Source organism: Streptomyces sp. NPDC021225, assembly GCF_044332865.1.
Lineage (GTDB): Bacteria > Actinomycetota > Actinomycetes > Streptomycetales > Streptomycetaceae > Streptomyces.
Window position 1 is genome coordinate 214,882 of record NZ_JBIRPV010000010.1, and the last position, 20,423, is coordinate 235,304.

Annotated in this window: 18 protein-coding genes and 2 pseudogenes; 13 read left to right on the forward strand and 7 right to left on the reverse strand. The window is 68.8% G+C overall.

All coding sequences use genetic code 11. From position 1 onward, the window contains the following. Positions 1 to 307 precede the first annotated feature (307 nt). From ACH4S9_RS34895 to ACH4S9_RS34910, 4 genes are all read left to right on the forward strand, one after another. On the forward strand, positions 308 to 5,521 hold the full coding sequence (locus tag ACH4S9_RS34895; RefSeq protein WP_398375566.1) for an RHS repeat-associated core domain-containing protein: 5,214 nt from the start codon (positions 308 to 310) through the stop codon (positions 5,519 to 5,521). Further along, the gene (locus tag ACH4S9_RS34900) at positions 5,518 to 5,775 is read left to right on the forward strand and encodes a hypothetical protein (RefSeq protein ID WP_385345928.1); all 258 of its coding nucleotides are present in this window, start codon (positions 5,518 to 5,520) and stop codon (positions 5,773 to 5,775) included. Before ACH4S9_RS34895 ends, ACH4S9_RS34900 begins: the two co-directional genes overlap by 4 nt. Before the next feature lie 165 nt (positions 5,776 to 5,940). After that, positions 5,941 to 6,114, forward strand: a complete 174-nt coding sequence (locus tag ACH4S9_RS34905; RefSeq protein ID WP_385345927.1) for a transposase — start codon at positions 5,941 to 5,943, stop codon at positions 6,112 to 6,114. Positions 6,115 to 6,378: 264 nt separating this feature from the next. Beyond that, positions 6,379 to 6,582, forward strand: a complete 204-nt coding sequence (locus tag ACH4S9_RS34910) for a hypothetical protein (RefSeq protein ID WP_398375634.1) — start codon at positions 6,379 to 6,381, stop codon at positions 6,580 to 6,582. A 7-nt stretch (positions 6,583 to 6,589) separates the two neighbouring features. On the opposite strand, the gene ACH4S9_RS34915 is transcribed toward ACH4S9_RS34910, so the two are convergent. Beyond that, entirely contained in the window at positions 6,590 to 6,838 is a 249-nt protein-coding gene (locus ACH4S9_RS34915) for a hypothetical protein (RefSeq protein ID WP_398375569.1), read from the reverse strand. On the opposite strand from ACH4S9_RS34915, the gene ACH4S9_RS34920 reads away from it, so the two are divergent. The 4 genes from ACH4S9_RS34920 to ACH4S9_RS34935 all read left to right on the forward strand — a co-directional run bounded on the left by ACH4S9_RS34920 (position 6,833) and on the right by ACH4S9_RS34935 (position 11,598). After that, complete coding sequence (locus ACH4S9_RS34920; protein WP_398375570.1) at positions 6,833 to 8,344, forward strand: hypothetical protein; 1,512 nt, start codon at positions 6,833 to 6,835, stop codon at positions 8,342 to 8,344. The two genes, ACH4S9_RS34915 and ACH4S9_RS34920, sit on opposite strands and share 6 nt — an antisense overlap. Before the next feature lie 112 nt (positions 8,345 to 8,456). Continuing rightward, positions 8,457 to 9,569, forward strand: coding sequence for a hypothetical protein (locus ACH4S9_RS34925; protein WP_398375572.1), 1,113 nt, complete (start codon positions 8,457 to 8,459; stop codon positions 9,567 to 9,569). Positions 9,570 to 9,780: 211 nt separating this feature from the next. Next, on the forward strand, positions 9,781 to 11,196 hold the full coding sequence (locus ACH4S9_RS34930) for a DEAD/DEAH box helicase (protein WP_398375574.1): 1,416 nt from the start codon (positions 9,781 to 9,783) through the stop codon (positions 11,194 to 11,196). A gap of 159 nt (positions 11,197 to 11,355) precedes the next feature. Continuing rightward, positions 11,356 to 11,598, forward strand: a complete 243-nt coding sequence (locus ACH4S9_RS34935; RefSeq protein ID WP_398375576.1) for a DUF5302 domain-containing protein — start codon at positions 11,356 to 11,358, stop codon at positions 11,596 to 11,598. Between the two features lie 14 nt (positions 11,599 to 11,612). On the opposite strand, the pseudogene ACH4S9_RS34940 reads toward ACH4S9_RS34935, so the two are convergent. The 3 genes and pseudogenes from ACH4S9_RS34940 to ACH4S9_RS34950 form a co-directional block, all read right to left on the reverse strand. Beyond that, positions 11,613 to 11,899: pseudogene (locus ACH4S9_RS34940) on the reverse strand (transposase family protein); the annotation flags it as partial. 67 nt (positions 11,900 to 11,966) lie between these two features. Next, entirely contained in the window at positions 11,967 to 12,395 is a 429-nt protein-coding gene (locus ACH4S9_RS34945; protein WP_398375578.1) for a hypothetical protein, read from the reverse strand. 203 nt (positions 12,396 to 12,598) lie between these two features. Then, positions 12,599 to 13,069 (reverse strand): MarR family winged helix-turn-helix transcriptional regulator, encoded by a 471-nt coding sequence (locus ACH4S9_RS34950; protein ID WP_398375580.1) that lies wholly within the window; start codon positions 13,067 to 13,069, stop codon positions 12,599 to 12,601. Positions 13,070 to 13,229: 160 nt separating this feature from the next. Here ACH4S9_RS34950 and ACH4S9_RS34955 point away from each other — a divergent pair, with 160 nt between their 5' ends. From ACH4S9_RS34955 to ACH4S9_RS34975, 5 genes and pseudogenes are all read left to right on the forward strand, one after another. Continuing rightward, entirely contained in the window at positions 13,230 to 14,447 is a 1,218-nt protein-coding gene (locus ACH4S9_RS34955; protein WP_311730528.1) for an MFS transporter, read from the forward strand. Between the two features lie 60 nt (positions 14,448 to 14,507). Beyond that, complete coding sequence (locus tag ACH4S9_RS34960) at positions 14,508 to 15,332, forward strand: aldo/keto reductase (protein WP_398375582.1); 825 nt, start codon at positions 14,508 to 14,510, stop codon at positions 15,330 to 15,332. 68 nt (positions 15,333 to 15,400) lie between these two features. Continuing rightward, positions 15,401 to 16,438 (forward strand): TIGR03571 family LLM class oxidoreductase, encoded by a 1,038-nt coding sequence (locus ACH4S9_RS34965; RefSeq protein ID WP_311730526.1) that lies wholly within the window; start codon positions 15,401 to 15,403, stop codon positions 16,436 to 16,438. A gap of 74 nt (positions 16,439 to 16,512) precedes the next feature. Next, complete coding sequence (locus ACH4S9_RS34970) at positions 16,513 to 16,941, forward strand: universal stress protein (RefSeq protein ID WP_311730525.1); 429 nt, start codon at positions 16,513 to 16,515, stop codon at positions 16,939 to 16,941. 35 nt (positions 16,942 to 16,976) lie between these two features. Continuing rightward, positions 16,977 to 17,111 (forward strand): annotated as a pseudogene (locus ACH4S9_RS34975) (3-oxoadipyl-CoA thiolase); the annotation flags it as partial. A 45-nt stretch (positions 17,112 to 17,156) separates the two neighbouring features. Here ACH4S9_RS34975 and ACH4S9_RS34980 read toward each other — a convergent pair. The 3 genes from ACH4S9_RS34980 to ACH4S9_RS34990 all read right to left on the reverse strand — a co-directional run bounded on the left by ACH4S9_RS34980 (position 17,157) and on the right by ACH4S9_RS34990 (position 20,390). Then, a complete protein-coding gene (locus ACH4S9_RS34980) occupies positions 17,157 to 17,834 on the reverse strand; it encodes an HAD family hydrolase (RefSeq protein ID WP_385345907.1) in 678 nt (225 codons plus the stop codon). A gap of 95 nt (positions 17,835 to 17,929) precedes the next feature. Further along, positions 17,930 to 18,208 (reverse strand): HPr family phosphocarrier protein, encoded by a 279-nt coding sequence (locus ACH4S9_RS34985; protein ID WP_358848737.1) that lies wholly within the window; start codon positions 18,206 to 18,208, stop codon positions 17,930 to 17,932. 100 nt (positions 18,209 to 18,308) lie between these two features. Beyond that, positions 18,309 to 20,390, reverse strand: coding sequence for a transketolase family protein (locus ACH4S9_RS34990; protein WP_398375635.1), 2,082 nt, complete (start codon positions 20,388 to 20,390; stop codon positions 18,309 to 18,311). Positions 20,391 to 20,423: the final 33 nt, after the last annotated feature.

A 20,423-nucleotide genomic window follows, 5' to 3' on the forward strand; every position in this document is an offset into this window, starting at 1 on the left:
ATCCCAAACACCGGAAACAGACTGGCTGGACAGCGGCCTCGTCTTCACCGCCCCGAGCGGTTGAGCGCGCTACTTGGCTGAACTGAGCGCTGTGGGGCTGTCCTCGGTGGGTGTGCCGGGTTGGGTCGGACCGCCGAGTCCTGGCTGCCTGCTGCGACGGAAAGGCCGTCTCGCCTGCCCTGTCGAACACGAAAATCGAGGGTCCGTGTGCGGCGCACCCAAAAGCCTCTTGTGCGTGACGGCGGTTCGACTTAGCGTGACGGGTCTGCAGCGGCGTTGGAGGGGGTTGCGGGGCGTGGCGTTCTGGATGGCTGCTGCGTCGGTATGGGCTGTGTTGCAGCTGTTGTTGCTGTCCTGGCCGGTGCGGACGGTGCGGTGGCCGACGGTGCTGCTCGTCTTCGGGGTGGGTGTGTATGGCTGCGGTGTGCTCTCGATGCTGCTGGAACTCGTGGTGGCACGTCAGTTGGCGACCGCGAGGGAGAGTTCGCTGGCGGGCGTCATGGATGTGGTGTCATGGACGACGGCTCCGGTGGTGGAGGAGCTGATCAAGGTCGCACCGCTGGTGGTCGCGGGGTGGGCGCTGCGCGGGCGGATGCAGTGGGGGCTGGCGGACTTCGTGGTGCTGGGCGGCGCTGCCGGAGCGGGGTTCGGTCTGCTGGAACAGCTTCTGATGTATGCCGAGGCCGGGGGTAAGGCCCTTCCCTTGGACGAGGGGGGCTGGCTGATCGCGAAGGGCTTGACCGACCACCCGTACGTTCCCGGTCCCGGACAGATCGTCGGCAGCTGGTTTCCCTCACCGACCGGCACCACCGGCGTCGGTGGGCCGGTACTCCCCTACGAGGTACACATCTTCACCAGCGTGCTCGGCGGGCTGGCGGTGGGCTTGTTGTGGTGTGGTGCCCGCGCACTGACCCGGGCCGCGGCGCTGGTGCCGATGGCCGGGGCGGTGGCGATCCACTGGGTGAACAATTACGCCGCGGCTTTCCCGCGCAACCACACCGCGATGGAGTGGCGCGAGAGGCTGGCCGCGGACTGGGGCCTGTGGATCATCCTGGGTTGCCTTGCCCTCGCGTGGATTTGGGATCTGCACCGGTCCCGCCTGGGCCGGCGGCGCGAGCCCGATGTCGCCCTGGCCACCGAATGCCAGGGCCGGACCGCCCCCGAAGCTCTCTTCGGGTACGCCCTGCTGCACCTCCCGGCTACGTGGATCATCGCCCTGGGCTACGCCCGACAGCGCAGAGCGCTGCTGTACGCCACGGCCCACCCCCGTACCCGCGCGGAGAAGCTGGACCCGCTGCGCGAGTCGGTCGCCCGGCAGACCCGACGTATGGACGCGACAAACAGCCCGGAGGCATGGCGTGGTGTGACCTTATGGCAGCTGTGGCGCCGGGCCCGGGCGCAGCGCCCCCGCTGGCCGCGGCGCGAGAAGGCACTTCTGGTGCTCAGCCTGCTGCTGGCCGTCCCCTCCCTGATGTATCTGGCGGTGGGCTCCTTCCCGTCCGCCAAGGGTCTGCAGGAGTACTTCACCAAAGGCGCCGGGCTGCACATCCTGATCGGTGTTGGCCTGGCCGGGCTGGCCCTGGCCCTGTGGCGCCTGATCTCGGCCGTAGGCGGCTACCGGACTGCGGGCGCCTCGCCCCTGGGCGAGGCCCTCGCCCAGGTCCAGTTCCGCATCGCCTTGTGCGCGGGCTCCCTCGTCGTCGGCATCCTGCTGCTGTCCCGCTGGTCGGCGATCGCCGACGGCGAGGCCCCCCTGACGCGCTACCGCATCCTCGGCACCGACGACTTCCTCCTGGAAAAGCTCCTTGAGGTCGGCCTTCCCCTCCTCCTCACCATCGCGCTGTTCGCCCTGCCGTACGCGCTGCCGCTGGAACTCGCCATGGGCGGGGGGCTGGCAGAGACCCTGCTGATGAGCCTCGCCCCGCGCGCCGTGGCCCCGATCGCCTCACGTATCGGCGCCAGGCTGGCGGCGCGTGAGGCGATGCAGTGGGCGCGCGGCGCCCTCCGGGGCCGTGGCCGGGGTCTGTTCTCGCGTACGTGGGACCGGGTGCGGCATGGCCGTACGGATCCGGTGGATCTGGCGACTGGGCGAATGTTCCTGCCGCAGACGGATGTGGCGCTGCCGGGTGTGCTGCCGCTGGTGTTCTCCCGCCGGGTCGACTCCGGATACCGCGCCGGGCGGTGGTTCGGCCCGACCTGGGCCTCAACGGCCGACCAGCGACTGGAGTTCGACGAGCAGGGCGTGGTGTTCTTCACCGAGGACGGTCTGCTGCTGGCCTATCCGCATCCGGTGCCGGGCGGCACCGAGGTCATGCCCGCGGAGGGGCCGCGGTGGCCGCTGGCACGGACGGCGGACGGCGGTACGTACACCGTCAGCGACCCAGAGGCCGGGCTCGTCCGCACCTTCACCCCGTACCGCAATGAGGCACTGGCGCTTCTGCGGGAGATCGCCGACCGCAACGGCAACCGCATCACCTTCACCTACGACGCTTCCGGCACACCCGCCGAGATCCGCCACAGCGGTGGTTATCGGGTGCGGCTGACGTCGGACGGCGAGCGGATCACCGGCCTGCACGCCGGTGAGGTCCGGGTGATGGACTACGGCTACACCGACGGCCATCTCACCGAAACCACGGGCCCCTCGGGCTTACCGTTGCGTTTCACCTACGACCAGGCCGGACGGGTCACGTCCTGGACCGACACCAACAACTGCTGGTATTCCTACACCTACGACCAGCAGGACCGGGTCATCGCCGAGGGCGGCGAGGGCGGCCACTTCACCTTCCGCATCGGCTACGACGGAGTGGACCCGGACTTCCCCGGCCTGAAGGTCACCACCCTGACCTCGCCGGACGGTGCGGTCACCCGCTATCTGATCGACCAGGCGCACCAGGTCGTCGGGGAGATCGACGCAGTCGGCGCGGTCAGCCGCACCGTGTACGACCAGGACGGCCGTACGGTCGCCGAGACCGATCCGCTGGGCCGCACCACCGGCTGGCGCTACGACGAGCGCGGGCATCTGACGGCCGTGCTCCGCCCGGACGGCAGCGAGATCAGCGCGGTGCTCGACGCACAGGGCAACCCGGTACAGATCACCGATCCGGGCGGCGCGGTGTGGCGGCAGACCTTCGACGCGGCGGGCAACCGAACCACGCTCACCGACCCGCTCACCGCCACCACCCGCTACCTCTACGACGCGCGCGGGGGCCTGCTCGCCGTCACCGACCCGCTGGACGCGACGACCCGGGTGCGCTGCGACGGGGCCGGGCTCCCCATCGAAATCACCGACCCGCTGGGAGCCACCACCTTCTACCAGCGGGACGCGTTCGGCCGCATCGTGGCCGAGACCGACCCACTGGGCGCGGTGACCCACTACATATGGAGTCCGGAAGGCAAACTCCTGCGCCGCACCGGCCCGGACGGGGCTGCGGAGTCCTGGACATATGACGGCGAGGGCAACTGCCTGTCCCATACGGACCCGATCGGTGGGGTGACGCGCTGTGAGTACACCCATCTCGACCTGCTCACCGCTCGCACCGACCCGGACGGGGCCCGCTATACCTTCACCTACGACGCCGAGGCCCGACTGACCCAGGTCACCAACCCCCAGGGCCTGACGTGGGATTACGCCTACGACCCGGCCGGACGGCTGCTATCGGAGACAGATTTCGACGGCCGTACGGTGGCCTACCAGCACGACACGGCGGGCCAACTCATCTCGCGTACCGACCCGCTGGGCCACGCCACCGGCTACACCTACGACGCGCTGGGCCGCATGGTGGCCCAGGACGTGGCTGGGAGGGTCTCGAACTTTCGCTGGGGCCCGGCCGGGGAACTTCTCCGAGCCACCGGCCCCGGCACGAGTCTCTCCCGCACCTACGATCCTGCGGGCCGCATGCTGTCCGAAACCGTGGACGGCCACACCTTGCATCTGACCTACGACGCAGCGGGGCAGCCGGCCTCCCGCCGCTCACCGGCAGGCGCCCGAACCACGTACACCTACGACGGGGCAGGCAACCGCACCACCTTGACCACCGCGGGCAGGGGACTGACCGCCACCCACGACGGATCAGGACGCGTCACCCAACGGAGGTGGACCGGGGGGCTGTCCCTGACCCAGGCATGGGACCCGGCCAACCGCCTCATCGGCCAGTCCTGCACCGCAGGCCCGCATGAGGCGCCCCTGTTGCGGCGCACCTACACCTGGCGCCAAGACGGCTACCTCACCGCCTGCGAGGACACCACCACCGGCCCCAGCCGCTACACCCTGGACCCGGCCGGCCGCGTCACGCATGTACAAGCCGCCACCTGGCAGGAGTTCTACTCCTACGACCCCGCGGGCAACCAGACCCACGCCACCTGGCCCGAAACCCACCCCGGCGCGGCCTCGACCGGCGCTCGCACCTACACCGGTACCCGCATCCGGACCGCGGGCACCACCCGCTACGAACACGACGCCGCCGGGCGCATCACGCTGCGCCAGAAGCCCCGCCTGTCGAGGAAGCCCGACACCTGGCGCTACATCTGGGACTCCCAAGACCACCTCACCCACGTGGTCACACCCGACGGCACCACCTGGTGCTACCACTACGACCCCCTCGGCCGCCGCACAGCGAAACAACGTTTCGCCCCAGACGGCTCGGTGGCTGAGGAAGTCAGATTCGCCTGGCACGAAACCACCCTCATCGAGCAGACCACCACCTCAACAAACTGGCCCGGCACCCAGACGCTCACCTGGGACCACGACGAAAGCGGGCTGACCCCTCTCACGCAGACCACCCAGTACGCCCCCGGCGCCGAGACTCCACAGGAAGAGATCGACACCCGCTTCTACGCGATCATCACCGACCTGATCGGCGCCCCCACCCACCTCCTCGACGACACCGGCCACATCGCCTGGCAGTCCCGCACCACGCTCTGGGGCACCACCACCTGGAACCCCGACGCCACCGCCTACACCCCCCTCCGCTTTCCCGGCCAGTACCACGACCTGGAAACCGGCCACCACTACAACCTCCACCGCCACTACGACCCCGAAACCGCCCGCTACCTCACCCCCGACCCCCTCGGTCTGGCACCCGCGCCCAACCCCACCACCTACGTCCACAACCCCCACAACTGGGTAGATCCAGACGGCCTCGCACCCAAGAAGCCTCCATACATGGTTCCGGAGCCCTCGCCTTCGGCGCCTCGGGGGGAGTTGGTTCCCTATGACCGCGTCTTCTCCCACCGGCAGGAAATCGGCCTCCACGTCCCAAGACTGACCACTCCGGGTGGCCGAACGCTCTCAGCACATGCTTCCGAACGTGTCGCCGGAAGTGGGCCTGGCCGTCCACCGACGACGTTGGATGTGGTGGACCACATTCTGAACAAGGGGACAAAGATCAAGTTCGATCCGATAAGGGGTACCATTCAGGTGAGAGCCCCCTCACTTCCAGGAAAACCATTCGTCGTCGTCAGCGCGAACAACCCCCATCATGTCGTCACAGTGATGATCCCGAAGCAGGTAACTTTGCCGTGAATCCACGGGAATCTCTCCTAGAGCTGATCAATGTATTTCTGTCCGGCCAGGACAGGTCGATGCAGGTCGTGAGTCGGATCGAAGCGGTCGCAATCGACTACTTCCTGGACTCAGACGTCTACGAGATCTTGAGTGAACCCCTGGCCCTGTACCGTCCAGGGGAGGGGCTCCCGTATGTGGACGAAGAAGAGATGGCGGAGTCTCTAGAGGAAGCACGGAGAGCTTTGTTGGATAACACTGACGGAAACGAATGAGTCGTGCACCAGCACTTCATGCATCCTGTATAGGTCGCGCTCGGGCTGGTCGAGACAGCCAGCCCCCGAACTCCATTGTGGGCCTTCTCGATGTCTTCGACGCCTGTCCGCTCCCGCAGAGCGGAATGAGCTGACCCCGGTTGCGTGTACGGAGAACCACGAGCTGTGCCAGCACCACGTAAATATCCGGACGAGCTGCGCGAGCGGCCCGTCCGCGAGGTCCGCGCCACCGGCCGCCCCATCGCGCATGTCGCGAAGGACCTCGGCATCCACAAGGAAGCCCTGCGTGGCTGGAGGACCAGGCCGAGGCCGACGCCGGGGAACGTGATGACCGGCTGACCACCGCCGAGCTGGAGGAACTGAAACAACTCCGCAAGACCGTCCCCGGACGAGGCCGACCAGGTGATCGAACACCTTCGGGACAAGGGCCTCGGGTCGGGTTCACCTGCCGGATGCTGGAACTGTCCGAGTCTGCTCACTACGCCCGCAAGAAGCGGCCGAAGCCGGCCCGCCGGCTGCGCGACGAGCAGCTCATGCCGCTGATCGAGGAGATCCACACCGAATCGGGCGGCACCTACGAGGTCCGGCGGGATCTCCCGGGCCCTGCGGTGCAAGGGTGTGGTGGTGGCCCGCGGCACGGTGGAGCGGCTGATGCGCGAGCTGGGCCTGGAAGGCGTCATCCGGGGCCAGCGGCGCCGTACCACGGTGCCCAATCCGTCGGCGCCCCGCCCGCCGGACCTGGTCGACCGGGACTTTGGGCCGAGACGCCAGTCGGAACGGTGCTCGCGGGGACGACGATTGTGGTAACCGAGCGCTACGACTCCTGAACGGGTGTCCGGAAGGATCTCGGGCTGCCAGTGCGACGGATCAGCCGCGGTCCGTGGTTGAGTAGCAGGTTGACCAGCAAAGCGGCGATGCCGTCGGTGACATCGACCGCCCACACCACGTCCTCGTCGATGGCCAGGGCATCGGTGAGGCAATGCGATGGCTTGCCGTTGAGGTGGCTTGACCCGAACGAGTGATTGCCTGCCTGGGCGGGAGCGTGTGAGCTGATGCCATGCATCGCTGGTCCCCTTTGAATGATCGGCAACGAGCGCTTCTCGGTCGCCTGGCCGCAGGCGAGAAGCTGAGCGCGCAGGAGCTGAGCGACAGGCGCTCTGCCTACGCGCTGCGCGACCGCGGACTGCTGGTGGTACGCCGTAGCCGTGGAGGTTCGTCGGCAGAGGTGACCGAGGCTGGGAAGTTCTACCTCAAGCACGGTCACCACCCGGACCATCCAGGGCACACGGCTGAGGATAAGCAGACCACGTCGTCGACTCGGGAGTCGCAGAGTCGTACCACGAAGGTGAAGCGTGAGACCGAGCAGCGGGCTGCAGCGACCAGACGCGGCACGCGCAAGGGCGCCAAGAAGACGGCGAAGGGCGTGGCGTCGTACGTCGAGAGGCCCATCCCCGTAGCGCGGCGGGCGAAGGCGACTCAGCTCATCGCACAGCTTGTCGCGGAGCGGCAGGTCATCATCCACGCACCCGACGAAGCCCAGGTGGTGGAGTGGCGACGCGTCATCGATTTCGCGAAGCGACACGGACTCGTCCCGTCCGGCAAGCGCGTCGAGAAGTCCCGCATGTTCAACTGCACCCGGGACCTGCAGATCTCGCTTCTCGACGGCCTCCATCCCAACTCCGGTCGGCAGATGCCGGAAGACACGCCCCAGGTCCCGGTACCCGTTGAGTTGCGCTCACCGCACCGGGTCGTGGCCGCAATGCGCGATGATGAGGGTCGGCTCGTGATGCCGACGGAACCGCGCCGCCGTGCCCTCCGGGTGCTCCAGGGGCTTGCTGCTGAAGCCGTACGGCGGGGACACAGGGTGGAGGAGCGCCCCGTTCCTGATCGCTACCGCAGCCGCGGATACTCCTACAACGGGCGTTACGTGCCCCCGAGCTATTCGCGCCGCGAAGGCGAACTGGACCTGGTCGTCGACGGCTTCACGTACACCGTGACGATTAAGCAGGAGAGTCCACAGGCTATGGATCCGGAGCGCAGCGAGAAGCTGATGCTCGAACTCGGCTATAGCCGTTCCGCTCGCCGGAGGCAATGGGCCGACCGCAAGCGCTGGGCGCTTGAAGACGTCCTTGGCGCGGTACTCCAGGAGGTCGAGTCTCGCGCGGTCGAGGACGCGCAGCGCAAGGTGGACGAGGAGCGGGCGAAAGAGGAGCGCAAGGCCCGCTGGCAAGAAGCCATGGCTGCGGCGAAACAGCGAGCCGTTCAGGCCCAGCTGGCTCGTGTACTCGGCGAACAGGCTGCACAGTTGCGGGAAGTCGCGGTCTTGCACCAGTACTGCGAGGCGCTGGAAAGGCGCATCGCCAAGGCGGTGGGGTCCGAGGAGTCGGAAGTCGCCTCGGCGAGGGAGTGGCTGGCCTGGGCACGGAGCCATATTGAAGCGATCGATCCGCTGCTGCGGCTTCCTGGGATGCCAACTCCACGTGAGCCGAAACCGGATGATTTGAGGCTGTACCTGACGGGATGGAGCCCGTACGGGCCGGAGTCCCACTCAGGCTGGGGGGACTTCTGACATGCCCATTCACCCAACTGGGGGCGACGATAGTCCCGAAGCGATCTCTGGCTCGGCGACTGTCGCGGTGAGGCGGTCGTTGCCAGGAAGGGCGAGGCCGCGCAAGCAAGCCTTGCGCGAGTTCGAGGAGTCCAACGCCAAGTTACGTGAACGACTTCCGCCGACGTTGGGCGCACTGTTGGTGCCAGAGGCGGGGCAGTGCTACCGGTGGCGTGTCCAGTTGGACTGCGGGTGCATCGACGAAGTCCTGACACTCGGCGAGGAGAGCTTGCCGATTGACCGGCAATGGCGCGGCCCCGAGTACGAGCGGCTGCAGAAGAGGCAGATGCTCTGCGTCCATGATGACGCTCCGCCCGCGCAGTACCGGGACATCGTGGAGTGGGGCGAGCGCAGGGAAGTTACTTTTCCCGCGGACCCTGTGGAGCCTCGCGGAGGGATGGATCCTCATACGTGGGCCTTGATCCGCCATGACGAGCCGCATGCCAGTGCGTTCTGGAAGGTGACTCTGGCCTGTGGCCACATCACCGATGTCATCGCTCCCGAGTTGCAGTGGAAACCTGAAGGCGGACCTCGCCTGTGCCGCGCCGAGCGAGTTGAGGAGATGACCAAGGAGTTCGAGGAGTACTGCGCGTCGACCCCGACTGCTCTTGATCACCGCGAACAGGGCCACATGCGGCGGATGCTCTCACAGGGCTGGCCGAGCCCAGAACCCGAGTGCCTCTGCTACACCTGTCCCTACGTCCGGTGGATTGTGGCCTACCAGCGCATCGGATGGCTGATCCCACGCGCGACGGAGCCGAAGCGACAGCAGTCACAGACGACGGCGTCCCGCGCTGGCCTGGAACGAAGGCTCCGGCATGCGGAAGCCGAAGCTCAGCGACTGCGGAGCCAACTTGCTGAGCTTTGCGTGCCTTGCGAAGAGTTCATGGAGGATACGGACGCTGTCGCGGGACTGGTCACCGAAGAACGCGCCGTACCTCTTGCCGAGCAGAAGGGTGCATTGACGGAATGGGTGCTCATCCTGAGCACACGCGGTGCCGGAAGCGGCGTCATCAACCTGATCAAGCTCTGGCTGGAACGGGATCAGAAGCGTTCCGTCGAACTGCCCGGCAAGAATCCCGAAGAGCCACCGTTCACCGTACGTGGATCCGGCGAGAAGATCTCACTCGGCCTTCTGGAAGAGACGACAAGGCGGCTGTCGAGGGCGCAACCCCGCAGAGGCTGACAGCCGGGGGAAGCAGCGGGCAGACGGCACCCGGCTGAGGCCGAGACCGCCGGGCCGCGATCTCGGGACGCGAGGCTGTCACTTCGTGTTAGCCTGATGCTTTTGCGTGCTCGAGACGGTTGGCGATCCTGCTTGTCCGGTTCCTCTTGTTTCATCGACTGCTCATTCCTACCGGGCCTTCCTCGGTACGTTCGCATGCGGAAGGCTCTTCATGAATCACCCTGACCTCCCCGGCACCTCGCACAGCGATCTCGCCCCGCTCATGGCCACTGCGCCAGCGGTGCCCCCGGTCGCTTCCTTCGCCGCCCTGGAACTACCAGCCGAGGTGCTGCGAACGCTCAGCGAACTCGGTGTGCGCGAGCCCTTCCCGATCCAAGCAGCCACGCTGCCCAACGCCCTCGCGGGACGCGATGTCCTGGGGCGCGGGCGCACCGGATCGGGCAAGACGCTCGCTTTCGGCCTACCGCTGCTCGCACGGACGGCTGGGCGGCGCGCGGAACCGAAGCAGCCCCTGGCTCTGATCCTGGTGCCAACCCGAGAGCTGGCCCAACAGGTCACCGAGGCGCTTGCGCCGTACGCGGAGGCACTGCGGCTGCGGATGGCCACGGTCGTCGGCGGCATGTCGATCGGCCGGCAGGCCGCTGCGCTGCGCCATGGAGCCGAGGTGGTCGTCGCCACCCCCGGCCGTCTGCACGACCTCATCGAGCGCAGGGCCTGCCGCCTGGGACGGGTAGGGATCACCGTCCTCGACGAGGCTGACCAGATGTGCGACATGGGCTTCCTGCCGCAGGTGACCGAGGTGCTCGACCAGGTACACCCCGACGGTCAGCGGATGCTGTTCTCGGCCACTTTGGACCGCGACGTCGACCACCTGGTCCGCCGCTACCTCCACGACCCCGTCGTCCACTCGGTCGACCCGTCCGCGGGCGCAGTCACGACGATGGACCACCATGTTCTGGTCGTCCACGGCCCCGACCGGTACGCCGTCACCACGGAGATCGCCGCCCGTGACGGCCGCGTACTGCTGTTCCTGGACACCAAGCACGCGGTCGACCAGCTCACCCGGCATCTGCGAGCCAGCGGAGTGCCCGCCGCGGCCCTGCACAGCGGCAAGTCCCAGCCGCAGCGCACACGGACCCTGGCGCAGTTCAAGAACGGCCAGATCACCGTCCTGGTGGCGACCAATGTCGCGGCCCGTGGCCTGCACGTCGACGACCTCGATCTCGTGGTCAACGTCGACCCGCCCACCGACCCCAAGGACTATGTGCACCGCGCGGGCCGTACCGCCCGGGCCGGTGAGTCCGGCAGCGTCGTCACGTTGGTGCTGGCGGGCCAGCGCCGCGAGATGAGCCGGCTGATGGCAGAGGCCGGCATCGAGCCGACCATCACCAAGGTGCGCTCGGGCGAGGCGGAGCTGAGCCGGATCACCGGGGCCAAGGCCCCCTCCGGCACCCCGCTCGACGGCGGGCCCGCCGCGCCCCGGCCCAAGAACACCAACGCTCCCTTCCGCGGCCTGGGCACCAGCAAGGACACCTCCCGCGGCGCCGGCGGCAAGTCCCGAAAGGCGGGCGAGGCCCGCAAGCTCGCCGAAGCCCGCAAGGCGGCCCGGGTGCGTCGCGGCGGCTGAGAGCCGCTGCCCTGATCATCGAATACATCCGACCCCGGAACGGAGAACCCCCAGCCCGGCCCGAAACCCTCCTGCGCGTACTCCTACGAGATGAACGCCCTCGTGGTGTGCCCGGCATGACAAGCTGTGCTTCCCACTGCCCGAACCCAGGAGGTCGCCATGACCGCAGAGTCTGAATCCAAAGAAGGTTCGGAGCCGACCGACCCCGAGACGTCCGCTCTGGTGCCCGACAGCGACGGCCACTACGACCTGAAACGCAAGTTCCGGGAGGCCCTGGCGCGCAAGCGCGGTGCGCAGGCGGACGCCGCTGACCTCACTGCGAACGTTGAGGCGTCGAAGGTCCGTAGGGCGAACGGCCCGGCTGCGAGCCAGCGGTCGTTCCGGCGCAAGAGCGGCGGCTGAGTCAATGAGCTCTTTCAGCATTGCCGCTCCAGAGTGAGCACGGCCGCGGAGATTGACGACATTCGATTCGGACTGCACCGGGACCTGCGGTCAGGGGTGTCGTCACCCGCGGGCCAGCTCCCATGTAGGCGTGGTCGGCGAGGATGGGAACGCCCTGGCGTTCGCAGATCCGGATGATCCGGTGGGCGCGGGCCGCAGTGAGATCGTGCGCGCGGCCGGGTATCGTCGGCGAGATCCACAGCAGCCGCCCGACCGGGTCGGTCACCATCTGCACGTTTACTCCGTGTCGGCGGTGCTTGTAACGAGCTTGTGGGCACGGTGTTAACAGCCCCCCAGAAACCACTCAGGAGCCCGACCCGCTGAGCGGATCAGGCCCCTGACCTGGTACTGCACTGTCGGGGTGGCGGGGTTTGAACCCACGACATCTTCGTCCCGGATGAAGAAGCCGTGGGCCGTGTCTCGCCCGCCCGGCTGGTCAGTGGCCCCTCTCGCCCGGCAAGTGTGCGTCTACGCTGAGGGCTGTCTTTGCGGAGGTTGGCGGACACGAACAGGGGGTCATGGAGTGGATCCTGACGGCGGTAGAACTCGGCCGACCGGTAGTAGCTCGACGCGCGCAGGAACGCTTCGCGCGCGCTGACCGGGTCGCCGGCCGCAAGCGAATCCTCACCCCGCTTCGCAGTGCGCTCGGCGGTCGACTTCCAGACGGCGGTCCAGGCGTCCTCATCCCCCTCGGGGATCTGTGCCGTGGTCACGATGACCTCGCCGATGTCGGCACCGGCGTCCCCGGCGAATCCCACGGCACGGAGCGTCTCGAACGTGAAGGCCTCGTCCTTGAAGATGAACTCCGTGGGAAATCCCTCCGCTCAGGCGGGCTTGGCTGCCCGCGCCGGCCTCGGAGTACGTGACTGCCCTTGAAACACCGCAACGCTCGTCGATGCGGTCCGCTTCGGGAGGATTCGTCCCGACGAGCCTCCGGCCGGTGACGCGGGACGCGCCCCTTTCAGGCGGCGACGGCGACCCGCGTGGGCAGTGACCGCACCGCCCGGACCAGCGGCTCCAGCCTTGCATCCCGGGCTGCCTCCGCGAGTGCCGCACGCAGGGCGGTGTCGTGTGCGGGACGGGCCGCCTCCAGCAGCTCCATACCGGCGTCGGTGACGTTGGTGTAGATCCCGCGGCGGTCGGTGGGGCACAGGTAGCGGGACAGCAGTCCGCGGTCCTCGAGGCGGGTGACCAGGCGGGTGGTGGCGCTCTGGCTGAGGACGACGGCGTCGGCGACCTGTTTCATCTGCAGATGCCCGCCGTCTCCGTCGTGCTGTCGGCTGAGCACGTCGAGTAGCGAGTACTCGCGGGCGCTCAGGCCGTGATCGGTTCCCAGGGCGCGTTCGAGGTGCGTCTCGATCTTGCCGTGCAGCAGGGAGAGGGCGTACCAGCCCTGGGCCAGAGCGGAAAGGGCTGGGTCGGTGGCAGTCACGGGAGCCTCCTTCGTCGGCGGGCCTGCCTCGCGCTATCAATAGTTGCACACGATGGCAAATTCAATCTACATCATCCATCGTTTGCATGTATCCCGCGTCTGCAACTATTGTGGGCGACTGTAAGCGTCTAATGCAATCGCTTGGAAGGTATCTCTCCCCATGCCTCTCGCGCTCCTGGCCCTGGCCATCGGGGCCTTCGGGATCGGCACCACCGAATTCGTGATCATGGGCGTGCTGCCCCAGGTCGCACACGACTTCGGCGTCAGCATCCCCACCGCCGGCCTGCTGGTGTCCGGCTACGCCCTCGGCGTCGTCATCGGTGCCCCGCTGCTCACCGTGCTCGGCACCAGGGTGTCCCGCCGGAAGATGCTCATGTTCCTCATGGGCCTGTTCGTCGTGGGCAATGCCCTCTCGGCCCTCGCGCCCAGCTTCGGAGTCATGCTGATCGGCCGGATCGTCGCCTCGCTCGCCCACGGAGCGTTCTTCGGCATCGGCTCCGTGGTCGCCGCCGACCTGGTGGCTCCCGAGAAGAAGGCCTCCGCAATCTCCCTGATGTTCATGGGCCTGACGGTGGCCAACGTCATCGGCGTCCCCGGCGGCACCTACATCGGGCAGGTCGTCGGCTGGCGCGTCACCTTCACCGTCGTCGCCGCCCTCGGCATCATCGGCCTCCTCGGCGTCGCCAAGCTCGTCCCCGAGCAGGGCAGACCCAAGGCCGGAAACGTCCGCGCCGAATTCGCGGCCTTCAAGAACGTGCAGGTCTGGCTCGCCATGGCGATGACCGTCCTCGGCTACGGCGGTGTCTTCGCGGCGATCACCTACATCACCCCGATGATGACCCAGGTGGCCGGCTACCCCGAGGCCGCTGTGACCTGGCTGCTCGTCCTGTTCGGCGTCGGCATGTTCCTCGGCAACCTGCTCGGCGGCAAGTTCGCCGACCGTGCCCTGATGCCGATGCTCTTCACCACCTTGGCGGCCCTGGCCGCAGTGCTGCTGCTGTTCACCGCCACCGCCCACAACAAGGTCCTCGCCGCGATCACCCTCACCCTGATCGGCGCGCTCGGGTTCGCCACGGTGCCGCCGCTCCAGAAGTGGGTCCTCGACCAGGCCTCGGCCGCCCCGACCCTGGCCTCCGCCGCCAACATCGGCGCCTTCAACCTGGGCAACGCACTGGCCGCCTGGCTCGGTGGCGTGGTGATCTCGGCAGGGCTCGGCTACACCTCGCCGAACTGGGTCGGCGCCCTGCTCTCCGGCAGCGCCCTGCTGCTGTCCTTCCTCGCCGCCTTCCTCGACCGTCGCAGGCGGCGCCCGGCCGCCGGCAACGTCGTGGCCGGCTCCACACCGGCTCGGCAGACCAGCGTCCCGATCGGCCACTGACCCCGGGTCGGCCCGGCCTGACCAGAACCCGAACACCACGAACCGAGTGAGCAACACACCATGAGCACCCCCAGCACCGTCACCCTCAACAACGGCGTCGAGATCCCCCAGCTCGGCTTCGGCGTCTTCCAGGTCCCCGACGCCGAGACGGCCGCAGCCGTCACGACCGCCCTCGAGGCCGGCTACCGCTCCGTCGACACCGCCTCGATCTACGGCAACGAATCGGGAGTCGGCAAGGCCCTCGCCGGCTCCGGCATCGCTCGCGAAGACCTGTTCGTCACCACCAAGCTGTGGAACGCCGACCAGGGATACGACGCCACGCTCAAGGCCTTCGACGCCAGCCTGGACAAGCTGGGCCTGGACTACGTCGACCTCTACCTGATCCACTGGCCGACCCCGGCCCGTGACCTGTACCGGGAGTCGTGGAAGGCCATCGAGAAGCTGGCTGCCGACGGACGGATCAGGGTCGCGGGCGTGTCCAACTTCCAGCCGGCGCACCTGAGGCGCCTGCTGGAAGGCGCCGACCTGGTGCCGGTCGTCAACCAGATCGAGCTGCACCCCGGCCTCCAGCAGAACGAGCTGCGCGCCCTGCACGCGGAACTCGGCATCGCCACGGAGGCGTGGAGTCCGCTCGCGCAGGGCGCCGTCCTGGGCGATGAGCCGATCACCACCATCGCCGCCCGGCACGGCAAGTCGCCCGCACAGGTCGTGCTGCGCTGGCACCTGCAGCTCGGCTCCATCGTCATCCCCAAGTCTGTGACGCCCGCCCGCATTCGCGAAAACCTCGACGTCTACGACTTCGCTCTGTCGGACGACGAGATGGCCGCCATCAACGCCCTCGACCGTGGTCTGCGCACCGGTCCGGACCCGGACACCCTCAACTAGCCCGTCCCGACCGACCCGTGCGGGACGGATCCGCACCGTCCTTACCGACGTTGAAAGGAGTCCCTCTGATGTCTCCCACTCCCACGGCCCTGGAGCGGCTCGTGAACCCCGCGGGTCTGCCGACTCTGGGACTTGAGCTCCCCCTCGACAACGACTGGGGCAACACGCGCCTGCGTGCCGACCGGGCTGCCGGCCGCCCGTTCGGTGTCCCTGACCTGACCCGTCACGCCGAACTCGCCCGCCTCGCCGACACCTTGGGCTTTGCGAGCCTGTGGGTCCGGGATGTTCCCTTGTACGACCCCGAGCAGTTCGGCGACGCCGGCTCCGTCTTCGAGGCGTTCACGCATCTGGGGCATCTGGCGGCAGTCACCGAGCGGGCCGTGCTCGGGACCGCCGCCATCGTGCTGCCGCTGAGGCAGCCGCTGCTCGTCGCGAAGGCGGCGGCCACGGTCGATGTCCTCTCCGGCGGTCGGTTCATCCTTGGGCTGGCCAGCGGCGACCGGCCGGTGGAGTATCCCCTGTTCGGTGCGGACTTCGCGGCCCGCGGTGCCACGTTCCGCAAGAACGTGGAGATCCTGCGCGCTGCCTGGGCCACCCGGCCGAGCGGGCAGGGCATCAGCCTGCCCGACATCGGGCTCGGCGCCGATCGCAACCTCGAGGTGCTGCCCAAGCCGACGGGTCGGTCCATCCCCATCGCCATCGCCGGGCACGCCCAGCAGTCCGCGGAGTGGATCTCGCGGAACGCGGACGCGTCCCTCAACTACCCCCGGCCTTTGGGCGCGTTGCGACTGAAGACCCGCGAGTGGCAGCAGCTCACCGCCGGGGCCCCCAAGCCGTACCTCACCCCGATGCAACTGGACCTCGCCGAGGATCCGGCCGTCGCCGCGACCCCGATCCGGCTCGGCTTGCGTACCGGATCCGAGGCTCTGGTCGACCACCTGCGGGAGATGGGCGGGCTCGGTGTCAGCCACGTCTCCTTCAACCTGCGCCCCGGTGACCGTCCCGTCGAGGAGATTCTCCAGGAACTCGCCGAAACGGTACTGCCTCACTTCCCTTCCGCCGGGGTGTCGGCCGCGACCGGTTCGGACGCTGTCGCCACGCTTTGACCGGCCATCCGGGAGGCGCCGTCGCGTCCCCTTGTCCCACACCGAAAAGATCTCAGCCTTCAAAGGACTGACTCATGTTCCAGAACATCGTGGTTGCCTTCGATTCCAGCACAGGCGGTGCCGTCGCCCTGCGCACAGCGACTCGCCTGGCGCAGGCCTCAGGTGGCGTCGTGCACGTTCTCCACATCGCCGTCATGGACATCGAGCGCTACGCCGCTGTGCGTTTGGAGGACACCGACGTGGCGCAGCAGGTGCTCGACACCGCGGTCGCGTCGGTTGTCGACGCCGGCCTCCGCTCCGAAGGCCACCTCGCGGCCGGCACGGTCAGTGAGGTGCCCGGCATCATCACCGAGACCGTGCGGCAGGTCGGGGCGGACCTGCTGGTGATCGCCCCTCATCGGCGGAACATGTTCACCGCTTGGTTCACACCGCGGGTGAGCGACGCGGTGACACACATCAGCGACATCCCTGTTCTCCTGGTGCCCGACGGCGTCAAGGAGTAGCGGGCTCAGCGCCGGGTGCGCACCCCTCGGCACCACACCCCCTCGGCGCCTCGGGTGCCCGCCTCGCCGGCGCGGTGGCCCATCAGCTCGCGGCCGCCGGTTCGGGTATCGGTCTCGCCTCGCTGTGTATCGGGGTGGGCCAGGGCATGGCGCTGGTCCTGGAACGCTGAGCCTGAAGGGTGTCGGTGGAACGCTTGCGTTGAGGCGATTGCTCGTCAGCCGGCCGCGGTGACCATGAGGTGCGTGAGGTCCGGGATGACGCCGAGCGTGGCGTGTGAGAGGACGCCGGGTTCGGTGGGACCGCCGCTGTAGCCGACGGCGGGCATGCCTGCCGCGAGCGCGGCGTCCACGCCGGCCGGGCTGTCCTCGACGACGAGGCAGTGGGCAGGGGGGCAGCCCAGGCTGCGGGCCGCGTGGAGGAAGAGGTCCGGGGCGGGTTTGCCGCGGGGGACGTCATCGGCGCTGAACACCTTGCCGGTGAACCGTTCGATGAGGCCGGTGGCCGTCAGGGAGTGTTCGATGCGCTCGTGGCTGCCGCTGGAAGCCACGCAGTAGGGGAGTTGGCGCAGGTCGAGGTAGTCCAGCAGTTCTCGGACACCGGGCATGGTGTGCGGTCGGGCGGCGAACGCGTCGCGGACCCGGTTCCGGTAGACGCCGAGCCAGTCGGGACCGAGGGGGACGGTGGCGTGGGCGCGGACCTGCTCGTACAGATACGACTCGGGCCTGCCGAGGAACCGCCGCCGTACCTGCGCGGGTGTGAGGGGCCAGCCGGCCTCTGTGGCCATCTCCGCCACAATCGCGGGGCCTATGCGTTCGGTGTCCACCAGAACTCCGTCGCAGTCGAAGATGACGAGCCGGGTGTCACGCAGGGCACGGCGTGGGCGCGTGTTCACGATGACCTCGCTTCGCGGGGGATATCGACGGTGCCCCGCCCTGCTGTCGCTGTCGGCGGCTGCGGGGCGGGGGCAGTGGGCGACGGGATCGGGTGTCAGCCCTCCTTCTGGGCGTCGTGGTCACGGGTGAGCAGGACGGCCAGCTCCTCCAGGGCCGCCTCCGCGCCGTCCCCCTCGGCGGCCAGCACCACCGAGTCGCCGTGGGCGGCTCCCAGTGCCAGTACGGACAGGAGACTGCGCGCGTCGACGGGGTCCCGGCCGTCGCGGGCGATGGTCACCTTGACCGGCTGCTTGGCGGCGGTTTGGACGAACGCGGTCGCGGGTCGGGCGTGCAGCCCGCTGCGGGAACCGATGGTGACGACACGCTGGGGCATCGTGAGTGCTCCTTTGTCTGGGGGGGGAGTCGGACTGCTGGGCGTGGCCGCGCGCAGGGCGGCCACCCTTACCGCTCGGGCCTTGGACGCCGACGGCGTTTCAGGACCTCGCGGCGGAGAGGGATTCCAGGGCGGCCGCTACGACGGCGCCTTCGGTCATGCCGACCGCGGCCATCGCCTGTGCCGCGGGTGCGGAGGTTCCGAAGCCGTCGACGGTCACGGTGCGGCCGTACTCGCCGAGCAGGTCGTGCCAGCCGAAGGCACACGCGGCCTCGACGACGACACGGGCCCGGACGGACGGTGGGAGTACCGCGTCACGGTAGGCGGCGTCCTGTTCGGTGAACCATTCCTTGCACGGAACGGAAACGACCCTCGCCGCCACGTCCCGCTGGGCGAGCGCGTTCCGGGCCTCCAGGGCGAGTGGCACCTCACTGCCGCTGGCCAGGAGCACCACATCCACGGCGCCGTCGGTGTCGGCCACCACATAGGCACCGCGGGCCACTCCCTCGCGCACCTCGTCGGCCGGTGTCGGCAGTACGGGCAGCGCCTGACGGGCCAGTACCAGTCCGACCGGCCCGGGGCGGCCGAGTGCGCTCAGCCAGGCGGCCGCGGTCTCGGTGGCATCGGCCGGGCGGACCACCGACAGACCGGGCATGGCCCGCAGCCCGGCGAGGTGTTCCACCGGCTGATGGGTGGGGCCGTCCGCGCCGAGGGCCACGGAGTCATGCGTCCAGATGTGGACCACCGGGAGGCTCATGAGGGCGGCAAGCCGCAAGGAGGGCCGCTGGTAGTCGCTGAACACCAGGAAGGTGCCGGCGAACGGGGTGTCGTAGCCGACGAGGGAGATGCCGTTCAGCGCGGCGGCCATCGCGTGCTCGCGAACGCCCCAGTGGATATTGCGGCCGTGGAGGCCCCGCCCGCTGCCCTCGTCGGTCGGCTCGTCGGCCGGCAGGAACGAACCACCGGAGGTGATGGTCGTGCGGTTGCTGTCGCCGAGGTCGGCCGAACCGCCCCACAGCCGTGGCAGCGCGTCGGCCAGGGACTGGATGACTTTGCCGGAGGCGTCCCGCGGTGCGACGAGGGTTCCCGGCTCGAACACGGGGAGGGCGTCGGCGGCCCCGGCGGTGTCGATGGGCCGGATGGCGTGTGCGCGTGCCCGGGCACGCTCGGGGTGCGCGGCCGCCCACTCGGCGAGCGCCGTGTTCCAGGCGCGGTGCAGTTCGGCCCCTCGGGAGACGGCACGCCTGGTGTGCCGCAACACCTCCGCCGGAACGGTGAACGGATCGTCGACGATGCCCAACAGCGCCTTGAGCGCGGCCACTTCGGCCACGCCCAGGGGGGCGCCGTGCGACGCGGCTGTGTTGGTCGCGTTCGGGGCGGGGAAGGCGATCTGCGACTTCAGGGCGATGAGGCTGGGCCGGCCGGTGTGCGCGCGGGCCATGGTCAGCGCGGTGTCGAGGGCGTCGGTGTCGATGTCACCGTCGGCGGCGAGACCCACCGTCTGTACGAACCAGCCCTGGGCGGTGAAGCGGGCGACGGTGTCCTCCCGGGTGGTCAGGCCCGTGGAACCCTCGATCTGGATGCTGTTGTCGTCCCAGATCACCACCAGGTTGTCCAGGCGGTGGCGGCCGGCCAGAGCCCCGGCTTCGTAGGAGATGCCTTCCTGGAGATCGCCGTCGGAGCACAGCACCCACACGGTGCGGACGGGAACGCCGTCCGCGGTCGCGTCGGCCCCCGTCAGCCGGGCCTGGTCCCGTTTCAGGGCCATGGCCATACCGACGGCGGTGGCAACCCCCTGGCCCAGCGGCCCGGTTGTGGTTTCCACCCCGGTGGTGTGCCCGTACTCGGGGTGGCCCGGCGTGAGGGATCCGAGCTGTCGGAAGCGCCGCAGGTCGTCCAGTTCCAGCCCGTAGCCGGTGAGGTAGAGCTGCGTGTACTGCAGGATGCTCGCGTGCCCGCACGAGAGCACGAAGCGGTCGCGCCCCTCCCATGAGGCGTTCGCGGGATCGTGCCGTATGTGGCGCTGGAACAGCAGGTGGGCAACGGGGGCCAGAGCCAGCGCGGTGCCCGGATGGCCGGAGCCGGCTGCCTCGACCGCGTCCACCGCCAGGGCTCGCGCCGCGGCGATGGCCCGCTCGTCCGCCTCGTCGAGCACGCGCCCCGCCCGGCCTTGCGAGGGCATGGCCGTCTGCTCTGTTGCGAAAGTCACGGAGAC